Below are 15,184 nucleotides of genomic sequence, written 5' to 3'. Positions count from 1 at the left end.
AGAGATACAGCACAGGAGAAGATCATGGCGGACTGGGTAACAGGTAAAATCACAAAGATACAATTCTGGACCGATGCGCTATTTAGTCTCACCGTGCATGCTCCCGTCCACCCGTTTACCGCCGGACAATTCGCAAAGCTGGGGCTGGATGTCGACGGCGAGCGCGTGCAACGCGCCTACTCTTACGTCAACGCACCCGACAATCCAGATCTCGAGTTTTATCTTGTCACCGTCCCGGACGGTAAGCTCAGCCCGCGCCTGGCGGCACTTAAACCCGGCGATGATGTGCAGATTGTGAGTGAAGCGGCAGGTTTCTTTGTGCTGGATGAAATCCCGGACTGCGATACCCTCTGGATGCTGGCAACCGGCACCGCTATCGGCCCTTACCTTTCTATCCTGCAGTATGGCAAAGACCTTGAGCGCTTCAAAAACATCGTGCTGGTTCACGCCGCGCGCTATGCTGCCGACCTAAGCTATCTGCCACAGATGCAGGCGCTGGAACAACAGTATGGCGGGAAATTGAAAATTCAGACCGTCGTCAGCCGGGAAACCGCAGCAGGTTCGCTGACGGGTCGTGTACCGGCGTTGATTGAGAGTGGTGCACTGGAAGCGGCGGTGGGCTTGCCGATGAATACCGAAACCAGCCACGTCATGCTGTGCGGTAACCCGCAGATGGTTCGGGACACGCAGCAGCTCCTGAAAGAGACCCGGCAGATGACAAAACATCTTCGCCGTCGACCGGGCCATATGACCGCCGAACACTACTGGTGATCAGCGGTACTTCACCTCAAGGGTATCTTTACCGTATTTATTCTCGCTCTGGGTGCCGATAAACGCGCCCAGATCGACAACCATCATCACAAAGATAATGGTCGGCAGTAGCCTGCCCACCACCCAGGGGAGGATGGACGGAAGCATCGACCAGTTCCCCGCCACCAGCATCCACGCCACAATAATCAGAAATGCCCACGCACCGGAACGACCGCGATCGTGCAGGCGTTTCACCACCACAGCGGCTGTTGGCCACAACAGGCACACCAACGCAAATGCCGCCGTCTGCGTACTCAGCCACGCGTTATAGGCAATGAAAAAAAGGAGCAACATGGCGACAATCCACGTCACCATCCAGATCCAGAAATCACGGCGTCCAATACGCCCTTTGAATGAAAACAACCACTGCTGTATGGTCATGTAAGGTTCCTTATTATCGTATGGTGCGCATTTTACCCTGGAGTTGTGACCTTTTGACAAGCCGACCAGATATCGATTTAATCATGAGCCATTACGGCCAGGGGCAATATTGATGAAAAGTTCGGTACATTCTCTTTTGCTGTGTTTCGCCATGCTGAGCGCTGGCTTTTCCCTGCATGCTGCCGAAACATCTGCCCCAACGACTGCGCCCTACCTGTTGGCAGGAGCACCGTCATTTGATCAATCCATCAGCCAGTTTCGCGAAGCCTTTAATCAGGCCAACCCAAAGCTGCCACTGGATGAATTTCGCTCTATTGATAGCGCCCGCGATACCCCCACTCTGACTCGTGCTGCCAGCAAGATTAACGAGAATTTATACGCGTCTACTGCGCTGGAGCGCGGGACGCTAAAAATCAAAAGCATGCAGATAACCTGGTTACCGATTCAGGGGCCGGAGCAAAAAGCCGCGAAGGCGAAAGCACTCGAGTACATGAGCGCGGTTTTGCAGGTCTTTACGCCCGCGCTAACGAAAGCACAAAGTCAGCAAAAGCTGCAAAAACTCCTGACCGCCGGTAAAAACAAGCGCTACTACACCGATACCGAAGGTGCTATTCGCTATGTTGTGGCAGATAACGGCGAAAAGGGACTGACCTTCGCAGTTGAACCGATTAAGCTGGCACTATCAGACTCACTCGGAGGGGCGAATTAATGACAAAAAGCAAAGCCTTTCAGGGGAAAATCTCTATACTGATTCACAGACCATGCTGCCCGTCAGGGTGGCCATATTCCTTAATTCGCTTATTTAGCGTGGAGAATTGAAATGCGACATCCTTTAGTGATGGGTAACTGGAAACTGAACGGCAGCCGCCACATGGTAAACGAACTGGTTGCGAACCTGCGTAAAGAGCTGGCTGGCGTGACGGGCTGTGCGGTTGCCATCGCTCCGCCGGATATGTACCTGGATCTGGCTAAACACGCCGCTGACGGCAGCCACATCGTTCTGGGTGCTCAGAACGTTGATGTTAACCTGTCTGGTGCGTTCACCGGTGAAACCTCCGCTGAAATGCTGAAAGATATCGGTGCGAAATACATCATCATCGGCCACTCTGAGCGTCGCACCTATCACAAAGAATCCGACGAATTCATCGCGAAGAAATTCGCTGTGCTGAAAGAACAGGGTTTGATCCCGGTTCTGTGCATCGGTGAAACCGAAGCAGAAAACGAAGCCGGTAAAACGGAAGAAGTTTGTGCACGTCAGATCGACGCCGTGCTGAAAACTCAGGGCGCGGCAGCGTTCGAAGGCGCAGTTATCGCTTACGAACCAGTCTGGGCTATCGGTACCGGCAAATCAGCAACCCCAGCGCAGGCTCAGGCGGTTCACAAATTCATCCGTGACCACATCGCTAAAGCAGACGCAAAAGTGGCTGAGCAGGTTATCATCCAGTACGGCGGTTCTGTAAACGCAGCTAACGCTGCTGAGCTGTTCACCCAGCCAGACATCGACGGCGCACTGGTTGGCGGCGCATCCCTGAAAGCTGACGCTTTCGCGGTGATCGTTAAAGCGGCAGAAGCGGCTAAACAGGCTTAATCGCCTTTGCGGCGGGTGGCGCTTCGCTAACCCGCCCTACAGGATCGCAGGCCCGGTAAGCGTTAGCGCCACCGGGCTTTTTTTATAAACGTCCCAGCACGCTAAACCACAGATAATCCAGCGGCAACAGTACCAGATACGTTGCGATCGCCAGCGCCAGACAGAGCGACATCCCCGCCCTGGCAGGCACCTTTCCTAACCCCATAGCCACCACAATTGGCGATGCCTGATATGGCAACAGCGGCGTGGAATAACCCAACACCTGAATCATGATCACCGAGAGCAGCGGGAATCCGGTGGCGTCAGAGAAACTCTGTGCCAGTGTGGTATACAGCGCCGGAACGCCGTTGGCGGTCATAATAAAGTTGAGCGCCGTGGTGATCCCGGTCAGTGCCAGGAAGCTGGTGAACGGCCTGTCGGCATCCAGCGGCATAATATGCAGCAATTCCTCACCTACCGCCGAACCGATGCCGGTTTGCGTCACCACAATCGCCAGCCCAAGAATCCCCGCTACGTAAATGCAGGTGCGCATATTCACACCCGCCGCGAACTCTTCACCCGTGATAAAACCAATGCGTGGCAGCAGCACAATGACCGATGCCACCAACCCGGTCCACGCAGGCCCGATACCGTGCCAGCTCTCCGTCACCCACATCACCAGTACCACCGCCAGCAGCCAGGCGAGACGTTTTTCGTCACGCCCCATCGGTTCAGACGGAGCCAGGTCGTGCGGGGGTTTTGGGCTGCCGGGGAAAAGCCAGCAGATCAGGCCAATCAAAATCACCCCTTTGAGAATACCGAGTACGGGGGTGTGGAGTAGCAGATAGGACACATAGTTGAGATGAATACCGTACGAACCTTCCGCCGCACCACTCATCACCAGGTTGGGTACGTTAGCGGGCAGGATAGTTGCCGAAAGCTGGAAAGTACCGAACCCGACGGCCAGTGCCAGACCAAACCAGGCGCGCGAGCCGTCAGCGATGCTGGCCCGTTTTGCCATCGCCGCAACGATTGGCATCAGCAGCGCAATACGCCCCATGTTCGACGGCATCACAAACGCCAGTGCATAACTCAGCAACACCACGCTTGCCACCATCTGCACCCAGGAATCGGTGAGCTTTGCCGACAGCGCCCGCGCGGCTCTGTCCGCCAGACCGGTTTTGCGGATCGCCACGCCAAGCACAAAACCGCTAAACACCAGCCAGAATGCGGACGAGGCAAAACCGCCAAAGATCACCTCCGGTGGGGCGATTTTGGCGGTCATTGCCGCAGCAAAAAACAACAGTGCGGTGATAAATTCCGGTAACAGTGACGTCGCCCACAGCACGATGGTGACGCCAACAATCAATGAGGGTAGTAGCAGAGGGTAACTTAACCAGAGCGACATGCCTGTCTCCTGTCGTTTTTTTCAGCAAGTCTACGGTGACAGGCAGGACGAGTAAACGCTATTTATAGTGGGGTCACTTCAGAATATTGCATTGATGATCCTGCAATTCCTCTGCCGAGGCCCGGTTAAGCATCAGCACGTTACGCTCGGTCGCCAGCAACACAAATGAGCCGTCCGACTGCTGCGCCATCGCCAGCGCAAAGCGTCCCATGTGATCGCGTGCTTCTGGCAGTTCTTCCGCCAGCATCATAAACGGGCTGCGTTGCACCAGCTCATTTTCCGTCACCCGACGGGCAAGATACTCATGCCCTTCCAGTCCACCGGGAAGCGGCAGCCACTGGGTGCTGATTTGCCCCTGGCTGGCATCGAGCTTCGCGCGCACGTCTGGCCGCAGGCAGGAGATGTGAATATGGAAATGGTTCTGCGTGCGCCCGGTTGGGGAATTGATGGTCAGTGAAATGGCGCTGTCGGGCACGTCAGAACCACGTTTAAGGCGCATAAAACTACGTGACTGCCACGCCAGCCAGAAGAAGTTCGGTGTGTGGGGCTCGGTCAGGAGCGGGCTTTCTGTGCCGTTGATGCGGTACGTCGGCATCAGCAGATATTGCAGCGGCCCGTTACGGTCTTTGAACACGACATAGCCCGCGTCAGGTTTCACCTGCGCGCACGGTGCCGGGTTACGATGCTGCAGCTGATTAGGCAAACACTGGTCAAGAACGATATGCCGCAACGCGTTCGGGTTACCCGATGTCATCCAGAACCAGCCACCCACGGCAAGTGCGATGGCAACCAGAACCAGTACAATTATTTTTTTCACAACGCGTTCCCCGTATCCATTTGAAGTGGAAGAGTAACGCAAAATGATGACCAAATAAAAAACCCGGCGGATTTCTCACACCGGGTCACCGTGTCGTTCTTTGCAAAACACCTAGCGCTGGCTGATCTGGTCGAACGTTCCGCCGTTGGAGAAGTGTTCTTTCTGCGCTTTTGTCCAGCCACCAAACGTCTCATCAATCGTGAAGAGTTTCAGTTTCGGGAATGCGTTTTCGTATTTCTTCGCAACCGCCGGATCGCGTGGGCGATAGAAGTTCTTCGCCGCAATGTCCTGGCCTTCTGGCGAGTAGAGATACTTCAGGTACGCTTCAGCCACCACTTTGGTGTCTTTCTTCTCAACCACTTTGTCGACCACGGAGACGGTCGGCTCGGCGAGAATCGATTCACTCGGGGTGACGATTTCGAATTTGTCTTTGCCCAGCGCATGAGTCGCCAGCAGGGCTTCGTTTTCCCAGGCAATCAGCACATCACCAATACCGCGTTCAACGAAGGTATTGGTTGCGCCACGCGCGCCGGAATCCAGTACTTCGACGTTTTTATACAGCGCTTTCACGAACTCCTGAGCCTTCGCCTGGTCACCATTATTGTGGTGCAGGGCGTAACCCCAGGCCGCCAGGTAGTTCCAGCGTGCACCGCCAGAGCTTTTCGGGTTCGGGGTGATGACAGACACGCCCGGCTTAATCAGGTCGTTCCAGTCATGAATTTGTTTCGGGTTGCCTTTACGCACCAGGAAAACGATGGTCGAGGTATAGGGTGCGGAGTTGTCCGGCAGACGTTTGATCCAGTTTTTATCAATACGGCCACGCCCGGCAATCGCGTCCACGTCGTAGGCCAGCGCCAGCGTGACCACGTCGGCCTCAATACCGTTGATAACCGAAGTCGCCTGCTTACCAGAACCGCCGTGTGACTGGCGAATCACGACGTTATCACCGGTTTCTTGCTTCCAGTGTGCCGCGAAGGCTTTGTTGTACTGCTCATAAAGTTCACGCGTCGGGTCGTACGACACGTTCAGTAACTGGATATCCTTAGCCAGAAGGCTGGTCGATGCCAGCAATAATGTTAAACCCACGCCCCATTTATTCATCGCCCAGCTCTCTTGTGCAGTATTTGGATGAATGCAGCGTGCCAGAAAGCTAACCAATGATTAAAGAATAAAAAAAGATTGGCTATAACATAGAGGAATAATGGCCCTCTTCAGAGAGAAGAGGGCCAGAAGGATCAGTACAGTTTTTTCGCGCAGTCTAACCAGTCACCTTTGAACGGACGCTTCATGTTTTCAATAGCGTCAATGATGTCATGGTGAACCAGTTTTTCGTTCTGAATACCCACGCAACGGCCGCCGTAACCCTGCAGCAGCAGTTCGATAGCGTACGCACCCATGCGGGACGCCAGAATACGGTCATATGGGCCTGGAGAACCGCCACGCTGGATGTGACCCAGTACAGTGGCACGGGTTTCGCGTTTGGTTTCGGTTTCGATGTACTTCGCCAGCTCGTCAACATCACAGATATGCTCGGTGATTGCCACGATAGCGTGTTTCTTACCTTTCGCGATACCGGCTTTGATTTCGTTAACCAGGTCTTCGCGGCTGAATTCCACTTCCGGTACCACCACAAACTCACAGCCACCAGCGATAGCCGCAGCCAGCGTCAGGTCACCACAGTAGCGGCCCATCACTTCCACGATGGAGATACGCTGGTGGGAAGAAGAGGTGTCACGCAGGCGGTCAATCGCTTCAACGACGGTACCCAGCGCGGTGAAATAACCGATGGTGTAGTCAGTACCTTTGATGTCGTTGTCGATAGTGCCTGGCAGACCGATGCACGGGAAGCCCATCTCAGTCAGACGTTTTGCACCCATATAGGAGCCGTCACCACCGATAACCACCAGGGCGTCCAGGCCACGTTTTTTCATGTTCTCGATAGCCACTTCACGGACGTGTTCATCGCGGAATTCCGGGAAGCGTGCAGAGCCGAGGAAGGTACCGCCACGGTTAATCATGTCCGACACGCTGTAACGGTCGAGCTGCACCATGCGATCTTCATACAGACCCAGATAACCGTCATAGATACCAAAAACTTCCAGACCTTCCGTCAGCGCTGAACGGACAACCCCACGAATTGCCGCGTTCATGCCCGGCGCATCACCGCCGCTTGTCAACACACCGATTTTCTTAATCATGACTACCTCTGAACTTAGGAATGCAAAATTGAAATCTTTTGCCGGAAGAAACTGTTCGACCAACGAATACTGCAAATAGTATATCAATCACTTCCAGCTGAATTGATTCAGGTCAGACCAAATGGCGGTAATTTATACACAAAATGCTGGCCTGGCTCACTTTTTTACAACGAATTACGAAAGCCCAACGTACCCGGGTACAACCGAGCAGGGATCCTGGTGAATGATGACGTCTGAACCAGGAAAACGCTGCAAAATCGCCTGCTCTACCTGTTCAGCTATGACGTGAGCCTGAACCAGCGGCAGGTTGTCTTCCATTTCAATATGAATCTGAATAAAGCGGGTCGGCCCTGACTGCCGCGTACGGAGATCGTGCGCTCCACTGACGCCAGGCCAGCTCGTCACGATTTCAATGATTTCTTGTCGCTCAGCATCGGGAAGCGCACGGTCGAGAAGCGACTGTACCGCCTCATAACCCATCCGTAAGGCACTATATAAAATATAGATCCCAATCCCTAATGCGAATAATGCATCGGCGCGATGCCATCCATACCAGGCAAGACCGAGCGCAATAAGAATAGCGCCATTCATCATAACATCAGACTGATAATGAAGCATATCCGCCCTTACAGCCTGGCTTTGCGTTTTACGTACCACCCAACGCTGGAACGTAACAAGAACCAGTGTGCATATAAGTGCAACAACTGTCACCACCACGCCCACGCCAGGATCGTTCATCGGCGACGGTGAAACCAGGTGCTGAATACCGGTCAAAAACAGGAATAGCGCCGAACCGGAGATAAACATACTCTGCGCCAGGGCGGCCAGCGATTCAGCCTTCCCATGCCCGAACGTGTGCTCTTCATCTGCCGGTTGTAGCGAGTAGCGCACCACCAGCAGGTTCGTCAGCGAGGCGGCGATATCCATCAGAGAGTCCACCAGTGCTGCCAGAATACTGACCGAACCGGTATACCACCAGGCAAAGATTTTAATCAGCAGCAGGCAGGAAGCCATGACGGTCGCCGCAATTGCTGCCCGGCTTACCAGCCGTCCATAGGATTGATTCATAAAAACTCCTGTCATGTCATGCCGCTAGTATAACGGAAGCTTGAGGAGTCAACGGATGAATAAACGGTTAACAAGTTTGAAGGGCAAAAAAAACCCCCACATCATGTGGGGGAAGACAGGGATGGTGTCTATGGCAAGGAAAACAGGGTTTACTGGTTACTACGGGTACTGCTATTGCTACTGAAAAACGTCGTTTCTGAGCTTCGCTGCATCCGTGCAACCTTACGCAACTGATCCATTCGTTGCTGATGTTTCTCGTTCAAAACCGCTTGCTGCTCGGGCGATAGCAGATGGAACATCTGGTTGCGAACCCTGGCCATTTCAACCTGGCGGGCAACCTGTATCTGTGCCATTTTTTCTGCCTGAGCGCGCACAGCGCTTTCGTCAAAATTATCGGCGGTGACAAGGCGATGCATTGTCTCCATTTCGCTAACATTAACAGGGGGCTGGTCTTGTCTTGCCCTCTGCATCAGATCTCGCATCTGTTGACGCTGATGTTCGGTTAAACTTATGCCGTCAAACATATGGCTTTGGCTACTGTGCTGCGCTGTCCCCTCTTCGGGAAGCCCGTTGTCGCTGGTGATAGCTACAGCAGCCTGGCTAAACGCACTGAACGCCAGCGTTGAGGCCATGACGGCAGCGGTAACTTTGCGCATCACTTGCTCCCAAAATCTTTCGTGTCGCGATTCAACGAGAGACAGTCTACGATTCAGGCTGCAAACATGCGTCAGGGGGTGTAAAACAACGTAAAGTCATGGATTAGACAGCCTTGATGTCGTAATTTCTGCCTCGGAGGTATTAAACAATGAATAAAATCCTGTTAGTTGATGATGACCGAGAGCTCACATCCCTTTTAAAGGAGTTGCTCGACATGGAAGGTTTCAACGTTCTGGTCGCCCATGATGGCGAGCAGGCGCTGAGTCTCCTTGATGACAGCATCGATTTACTTTTGCTCGACGTCATGATGCCGAAGAAAAACGGCATTGATACGCTGAAAGAGCTTCGCCAGACACACCAGACCCCTGTCATTATGCTGACCGCGCGCGGCAGTGAACTTGACCGCGTACTCGGCCTTGAGCTGGGTGCGGATGACTATTTACCTAAACCATTCAACGACCGTGAACTGGTTGCCCGTATTCGCGCTATCCTGCGTCGTTCCCACTGGAGCGAACAGCAGCAGAATACCGACAACAGCTCACCAACGCTGGAAGTGGACTCCCTGAGCCTGAACCCGGGTCGCCAGGAAGCAAGCTTCGACGGCGAGACGCTGGAACTGACCGGCACGGAGTTCACCCTGCTTTATCTGCTGGCGCAGCATCTCGGCCAGGTGGTATCGCGTGAACACTTAAGCCAGGAAGTGCTGGGTAAACGCCTCACGCCGTTTGACCGTGCCATTGATATGCATATCTCGAACCTGCGCCGTAAGCTGCCGGAGCGTAAAGACGGTCACCCGTGGTTTAAAACCCTGCGTGGTCGTGGTTATCTGATGGTTTCCGCTTCATGATAGGAAGTTTAACCGCCCGCATTTTCGCCATCTTCTGGCTGACGCTGGCACTGGTTTTAATGCTCGTTTTGATGTTGCCAAAACTCGACTCACGCCAGATGACGGAGCTTCTCGACAGCGAGCAACGTCAGGGCGTGATGATCGAGCAGCACGTCGAAGCCGAGCTGGCAAACGATCCGCCGAACGATTTAATGTGGTGGCGCAGGCTGTTTCGCGCTATCGATAAGTGGGCACCGCCAGGACAGCGCCTGTTGCTGGTCACCAGCGAAGGTCGCGTCATTGGGGCCGATCGCAATGAAATGCAGATCATCCGCAACTTCATTGGCCAGGCAGATAACGCCGATCACCCACAGAAAAAGAAATATGGCCGTGTCGAAATGGTTGGCCCTTTCTCCGTCAGGGATGGGGAAGACAACTACCAGCTCTACCTGATTCGCCCTGCGAGCAATTCCCAGTCTGATTTCATCAACCTGCTGTTTGACCGTCCGCTCCTGCTGCTGATTGTCACGATGCTGGTCAGTTCACCGCTGCTGTTATGGCTGGCGTGGAGCCTGGCGAAACCGGCGCGTAAGCTGAAAAACGCGGCTGACGAAGTGGCACAGGGTAACCTGCGCCAGCACCCTGAACTGGAAGCCGGGCCACAGGAATTCCTGGCCGCCGGAGCCAGCTTCAACCAGATGATCACCGCGCTTGAGCGCATGATGACCGCGCAGCAACGCCTGCTCTCGGATATCTCACACGAACTGCGCACGCCGCTCACGCGACTGCAGCTTGGTACCGCGCTGCTGCGTCGCCGCAGCGGCGAAAGCAAAGAGCTGGAGCGCATCGAAACGGAAGCGCACCGTCTGGACAGCATGATCAACGACCTGCTGGTGATGTCACGCAATCAGCAAAAAAATGCGCTGGTCAGTGAAACGGTGAAAGCCAATCACCTGTGGCATGAAGTGCTGGACAACGCCGCATTCGAAGCGGAGCAGATGGGCAAATCGTTCACCGTCAACTTCCCGCCAGGGCCGTGGCCGCTGTACGGTAACCCCAACACGCTGGAAAGCGCGCTGGAGAATATTGTGCGTAACGCCCTGCGCTACTCACATACGAAGATTGAAGTGGCGTTTTCGGTGGATAAAGACGGGATCACCATCACTGTGGATGACGATGGTCCAGGCGTGAGCCCGGAAGATCGTGAACAGATTTTCCGGCCGTTCTACCGTACTGACGAAGCACGTGACCGTGAATCTGGCGGTACCGGGCTGGGTCTGGCGATTGTGGAAACCGCCATGCAGCAACACCGTGGCTGGGTGAAAGCCGATGACAGCCCGCTGGGTGGATTGCGGTTAACGCTGTGGCTACCGCTGTATAAACGTTCCTGATCACACGTCCCCCGATACGGTGTCGGGGGACGCGATTCATGATGTTATGCCTCCGCACTGACTGGCATAACTTTCTGTTTCTTGATGCGTTTCACCAGCAATGTTGAACACGCAAATCCTAAGAGACTAAAGCCAATCATCACGCTGAACACGTAGTTGTAGCCGGTAATCCCTTTAAAGTTATCCAGAATCCAGCCATAGAGGGTATACGCAAACATCGCAGGCATATAACCGATAATACAACCAAATGCCATTGCCGAACCGGCATACTGCCGTGGCGTTCCAATTTCATCCATCGGGGCAAAGAAAATAGCTCGCTGCGAGAAGATGATGGCACCAAACCCTAATGTTGCAATCATCCCGATGTAAACGTTCATCGACTGATGAGGGAGTTGCATAAACAACATCATCGCAATGGCAGAAATCAAGAACGTCCATTTCAGGTAGACCGTAGGGGACTTAGCCACTTTATCCGCCAGGAAACCGCCCACCGGCCCACCCACCATTTTGAGGGCATACTGGTTAATGATCCCGTACGCCCCCACCAGCGCAACCGGAAGCATGTAGATGTCTTTCAGGAACGGAATGAAATAGGTTAAACCGCAGTAAGCTGCATACACGAAGAAAATGCCAAATGACGCTAACCAGACGTTCGGGCAAGTCAGAACATGTTTAATGCCTCTCAGGGTTTCAATGTTTGTGCTGCTTCCTTCACCGCTTTTGACGTGGTCATCATCAACGATGAAGTAGGTTATCACCCCGGCCATAAGAGTGATAACCGTGTAGTAGAGCAAGCCTGCCTGCATCCCTGCCTTCCCTTCACCAAAGTGAACGAAGACAAACAGCGCACCTGATGCGACAATAACATCCACCACACCGCGCCCTGCCTCCAGAAGCCCGAACAACCGCCCCTGTTCTTCTTTTGTTCCTAACAGGCGTACAGCTTTTAATAACACAGGCCAGTACACCACATCAGCAAAGAAGGCCATCGCCGCAAAGCAAATAAGATAGCCAGTGAACGATGGAAGCGTGGATAAATATAGCCCACACAGTCCCACACCAATTAACCCGAAGGGCAGAAGGATCTTCTTAGAATAGCGATCAGCAATGTATAAAGAAAGGAAAAGCCCTGTGGTTTGTACAATGGTATATACCGTAAAACTGAGTCCTATCTGTGTGTTTGTCAGCCCCCAGTCATTTTGCATTGGCACATAAAAAACATCCTTCATGCTGGAAAGCTTAAATATCGTTCCACCACCCAAAACCAAAAAGCACAGACGAGCCCATTTATTCATGAACATATTCGACACCCTCACTGAAATTTAGAGAGAAAACCGTTCAGCAATATAAAAAGCAGGCTATTCCTGAAAAAAGGAAGCCATAAGATGCATCAAGACACAGTTAAATAAATTAAGCAGGTTGTTTTATATTTATAAACTTCGCACACAGGTTACGAATAAAATCGATCTGAGAAATAGCATTATCTTTCTCCTGTGCCAGACGAGCATCAACCAGGTCATTATCAGGAAGCGGAGTGAAACTTGCGTCACGCCACGGTATCCAGGGATTATCGCCTTCGTCATCAAAACGAAATGCTGGCGCGTAATAATCAACCTCTTCTTCCAGACCGAAAGAAGTGACCTGCGGCTGGTCTTCACCCAACAGTAAAAGTTCACGCAGCATCATCTCGACAGGGAGATCGCCGAGCCCCGTACTGCAGGCTTCATGTGCCCATCCCTTACCCTCTTTTATCACTCTGGCATCCTTGATATGAACCTGAGTGATGTAAGGTGACATTGTCCGTAGCGCTGTCATGGGTTGTTCATTGGCATTTATCATATTGCCAAAATCAAAGAGTATGGAGAGATTTTTCATACCACTGTTTTTTACCAGTGTAACCAGTTCATGTCCTTTGAGATCTTCGTGTTGTTCAATCGTAAACTGGATACCACTATTATCAAACTGCGCCAGATAAGCTATATCCCGGGAGATTTTTTCCAGCACCGAATTTAAATAGCCTTCATAACGCGGATAAAATCTGACGGAGGTAGCACCTGTGCCCTGCGCGATATAAATAGCTTCATCCAGCGTCTTTTTATCTGATGCACTGGTTTCAATATGAATATCGAGCCCGTACAGTTCGGCTTTCTTTTTAAACGAAGCCAACTGCTCTGGCCGCATATTTTTCAGTGAAAAGGATTCCCCATCTTCAACATGTACTTTCACACCCGTTAAATGATACTGATGTGCAATATCCAGTAAATCTTCAGGAAGAATTCTTTCGTAACGCATATTTAAATGAAAGGCATATGCATGCAAATAAAGGCGGATGTTTCTTGCGCGCTCAGCCAGTTTTTCTCTGATAATGTTTTCCATAATCTTTCTCACTCATCACGAATAACCAGTTCGACGGATTCAAGTCTCCAGTACTCCAGATCAACCTGAACCACTTTTTTTTCAGACGTGGCACGATGCTTCTCTACCAAAATACCGTACGTATTAGGTGCTACGCCCAACTCTTTGCAGGCAAGCTCCGGCATATTGACGGGTTTGAAAATCATCTCTTTGATGGTCAAGGTAAGCCCAAAACTCTCTTCCCAGACTTTAGAAAATGCGTGATTTTCCAGCTTATCCATAAAACCCGGGGCGGCATCGGCGTCAATCCAGGACTCATGGTAAAAAACTTTATGATCATCCAGCCCACACCAGCCGGTTATCAGGTAGGGAGCCCTGGACGAAGAAAATGCTTTCTCAATATGGCGGGGTGCGGTATCGACAACGTCTTTAGTCAAATAACCCCAGGACGGTTTTCGTCCCTGCGCACGCGCCTCCGCATTAAAGCTGGAGAGCGATTTTGGGTTGTAGATGAATCGACGAGGAGAGATGAACCACCCGCTGCGGTTCTTGCGAAAAATACGCGCCGCGACCTCAAGCTCAATTAACACCTGCCTTAAGGTCATGCGTTTCGCATCCAGCAATTCGCACAATTCGCGCTCAGAGGGAAGTCGGGAACCCGGCGGAAAATCATTAGCCGCTAGCCAGTTTTCGAAGCGGTCTCTCAGGAGATCAACATAGTTTTTTTCTTTCATGTCTCACAATCTGGTTTAAACCAATTTGAAGACACAATATTTGAGCAGGGAAAATTCTCAAGCTTTTTCGGCAGGCTGACGCCATTTTTGTGGGCCAGGTAGCAAGTTCATCGTTAGCGAGGACACCACCAGAATGGCGATGCCCTCCAGATTCAGGCGGGCACTCTTGTTCTTGCAATAATTACTGTTTCCCCCACAATCTCCGCGAATTATCCTCGATCTGCCCGCTAATACGTCGCCTCTGCATCGTTCTTGTCCAGCTGGTCGATAGCCCCGCAGCCGACAACAGACGATGATACTGTTCGTCATCAAACGGCATATGCCAGGCAATTGCGCAGGCGTCGTACACAGAGACATCACTCAGGCGTGACGCCAGCTCCAGCGGTGCATCCGCCGAAACCTGCCCAGCCAGCACCACGCGGTACAGCCAGCCGGTTTTGCCCACGCTTTGCAGCTGAGCTGACATATCACTAATGCCGAAATGGAAGTTAAGCTTGAAGCACGGTGAGCGCGGCTGCGTGACCTGAATCAGCGCCTCACCCCAGCGAAAGATATCGCCAATAAAGACGTTCTTTTCGGTCAGCCCTTCGGTCGAGAGGTTCTCACCGAACGCGGGTGCGACAAACAAATCCGCCTGCTCGGGGAATTCGGCTATCCAGTGACGATAATGTTCGCGAGGATAGTGGCACAGCGCGCGCTCAGGCCCGCCGTGGATTTTCGCTTCGGCCTGCTCGTCACCCGCAAGCCCAAGGTCGGTTAACGTCAGCTCACCATCGACCTGAATTTTGGCGATGGCGCTTGGGCGGCTACCGTCGTAATCCCTGACCTTGCCTGTAAACACATTCACCGGGTAATGCATCGCGACTCCTTTATATACCCTAAATAATTCGAGTTGTAGGAAGGCGGCAAGAGAGTGAATCCCCAGGAGCTGACTCCAGTAAGTGACTGGGGTGAGCGAGCGCAGCCAACGCA

Annotated in this window: 16 protein-coding genes; 5 read left to right on the top strand and 11 right to left on the bottom strand. The window is 52.7% G+C overall.

Annotation, left to right across the window (positions count from 1 at the left end; genetic code table 11):
* The first annotated feature begins 24 nt into the window (after nt 1-24).
* Complete coding sequence (fpr, locus tag HV318_RS14230) at nt 25-771, top strand: ferredoxin--NADP(+) reductase (protein ID WP_182273263.1); 747 nt, start codon at nt 25-27, stop codon at nt 769-771.
* On the opposite strand, the gene HV318_RS14225 is transcribed toward fpr, so the two are convergent.
* The gene (locus tag HV318_RS14225) at nt 772-1,191 is read right to left on the bottom strand and encodes a DUF805 domain-containing protein (RefSeq protein ID WP_182273262.1); all 420 of its coding nucleotides are present in this window, start codon (nt 1,189-1,191) and stop codon (nt 772-774) included. It abuts the gene before it with no gap.
* A 112-nt stretch (nt 1,192-1,303) separates the two neighbouring features.
* Between HV318_RS14225 and HV318_RS14220 the strand changes: the two genes are divergently transcribed.
* Both HV318_RS14220 and tpiA read left to right on the top strand, forming a co-directional pair.
* Entirely contained in the window at nt 1,304-1,900 is a 597-nt protein-coding gene (locus HV318_RS14220; protein WP_182273261.1) for a DUF1454 family protein, read from the top strand.
* 111 nt (nt 1,901-2,011) lie between these two features.
* A complete protein-coding gene (gene tpiA / locus HV318_RS14215; RefSeq protein WP_010436926.1) occupies nt 2,012-2,779 on the top strand; it encodes a triose-phosphate isomerase in 768 nt (255 codons plus the stop codon).
* A gap of 82 nt (nt 2,780-2,861) precedes the next feature.
* Here tpiA and HV318_RS14210 read toward each other — a convergent pair whose 3' ends face one another.
* The 6 genes from HV318_RS14210 to cpxP all read right to left on the bottom strand — a co-directional run bounded on the left by HV318_RS14210 (nt 2,862) and on the right by cpxP (nt 8,905).
* Nucleotides 2,862-4,166 (bottom strand): SLC13 family permease, encoded by a 1,305-nt coding sequence (locus HV318_RS14210; protein ID WP_182273260.1) that lies wholly within the window; start codon nt 4,164-4,166, stop codon nt 2,862-2,864.
* A gap of 73 nt (nt 4,167-4,239) precedes the next feature.
* Nucleotides 4,240-4,983: a CDP-diacylglycerol diphosphatase gene (locus tag HV318_RS14205; RefSeq protein WP_182273259.1), complete on the bottom strand. Its 744-nt coding sequence runs from the start codon at nt 4,981-4,983 to the stop codon at nt 4,240-4,242.
* Nucleotides 4,984-5,094: 111 nt separating this feature from the next.
* Nucleotides 5,095-6,084 (bottom strand): sulfate ABC transporter substrate-binding protein, encoded by a 990-nt coding sequence (locus HV318_RS14200; RefSeq protein WP_182273258.1) that lies wholly within the window; start codon nt 6,082-6,084, stop codon nt 5,095-5,097.
* A gap of 134 nt (nt 6,085-6,218) precedes the next feature.
* Nucleotides 6,219-7,181: a 6-phosphofructokinase gene (pfkA, locus tag HV318_RS14195; RefSeq protein WP_182273257.1), complete on the bottom strand. Its 963-nt coding sequence runs from the start codon at nt 7,179-7,181 to the stop codon at nt 6,219-6,221.
* 174 nt (nt 7,182-7,355) lie between these two features.
* Entirely contained in the window at nt 7,356-8,249 is an 894-nt protein-coding gene (gene fieF / locus HV318_RS14190) for a CDF family cation-efflux transporter FieF (RefSeq protein WP_182273256.1), read from the bottom strand.
* 149 nt (nt 8,250-8,398) lie between these two features.
* A complete protein-coding gene (cpxP, locus tag HV318_RS14185) occupies nt 8,399-8,905 on the bottom strand; it encodes a cell-envelope stress modulator CpxP (RefSeq protein WP_182273255.1) in 507 nt (168 codons plus the stop codon).
* A gap of 149 nt (nt 8,906-9,054) precedes the next feature.
* Between cpxP and cpxR the strand changes: the two genes are divergently transcribed.
* Nucleotides 9,055-9,753 (top strand): envelope stress response regulator transcription factor CpxR, encoded by a 699-nt coding sequence (gene cpxR, locus HV318_RS14180; protein ID WP_003862004.1) that lies wholly within the window; start codon nt 9,055-9,057, stop codon nt 9,751-9,753.
* Nucleotides 9,750-11,123, top strand: coding sequence for an envelope stress sensor histidine kinase CpxA (gene cpxA / locus HV318_RS14175; RefSeq protein ID WP_182273254.1), 1,374 nt, complete (start codon nt 9,750-9,752; stop codon nt 11,121-11,123). Before cpxR ends, cpxA begins: the two co-directional genes overlap by 4 nt.
* 44 nt (nt 11,124-11,167) lie before the next feature.
* Here the strand turns inward: cpxA and HV318_RS14170 are convergent, their stop codons facing one another.
* The 4 genes from HV318_RS14170 to yiiM form a co-directional block, all read right to left on the bottom strand.
* Nucleotides 11,168-12,418, bottom strand: a complete 1,251-nt coding sequence (locus HV318_RS14170) for an MFS transporter (RefSeq protein ID WP_182274602.1) — start codon at nt 12,416-12,418, stop codon at nt 11,168-11,170.
* 115 nt (nt 12,419-12,533) lie between these two features.
* The gene (locus HV318_RS14165; protein WP_182273253.1) at nt 12,534-13,499 is read right to left on the bottom strand and encodes a sugar phosphate isomerase/epimerase family protein; all 966 of its coding nucleotides are present in this window, start codon (nt 13,497-13,499) and stop codon (nt 12,534-12,536) included.
* A gap of 8 nt (nt 13,500-13,507) precedes the next feature.
* Nucleotides 13,508-14,212 (bottom strand): UTRA domain-containing protein, encoded by a 705-nt coding sequence (locus HV318_RS14160; protein ID WP_182273252.1) that lies wholly within the window; start codon nt 14,210-14,212, stop codon nt 13,508-13,510.
* 181 nt (nt 14,213-14,393) lie between these two features.
* Nucleotides 14,394-15,071 (bottom strand): 6-hydroxyaminopurine reductase, encoded by a 678-nt coding sequence (gene yiiM, locus HV318_RS14155; protein WP_182273251.1) that lies wholly within the window; start codon nt 15,069-15,071, stop codon nt 14,394-14,396.
* Nucleotides 15,072-15,184: the final 113 nt, after the last annotated feature.

The organism is Enterobacter sp. RHBSTW-00901 (assembly GCF_014103115.1).
In the GTDB taxonomy this organism is placed as follows: Bacteria; Pseudomonadota; Gammaproteobacteria; order Enterobacterales; family Enterobacteriaceae; genus Enterobacter; species Enterobacter cloacae_P.
This window is presented reverse-complemented; position numbering and strand designations above follow the sequence as displayed.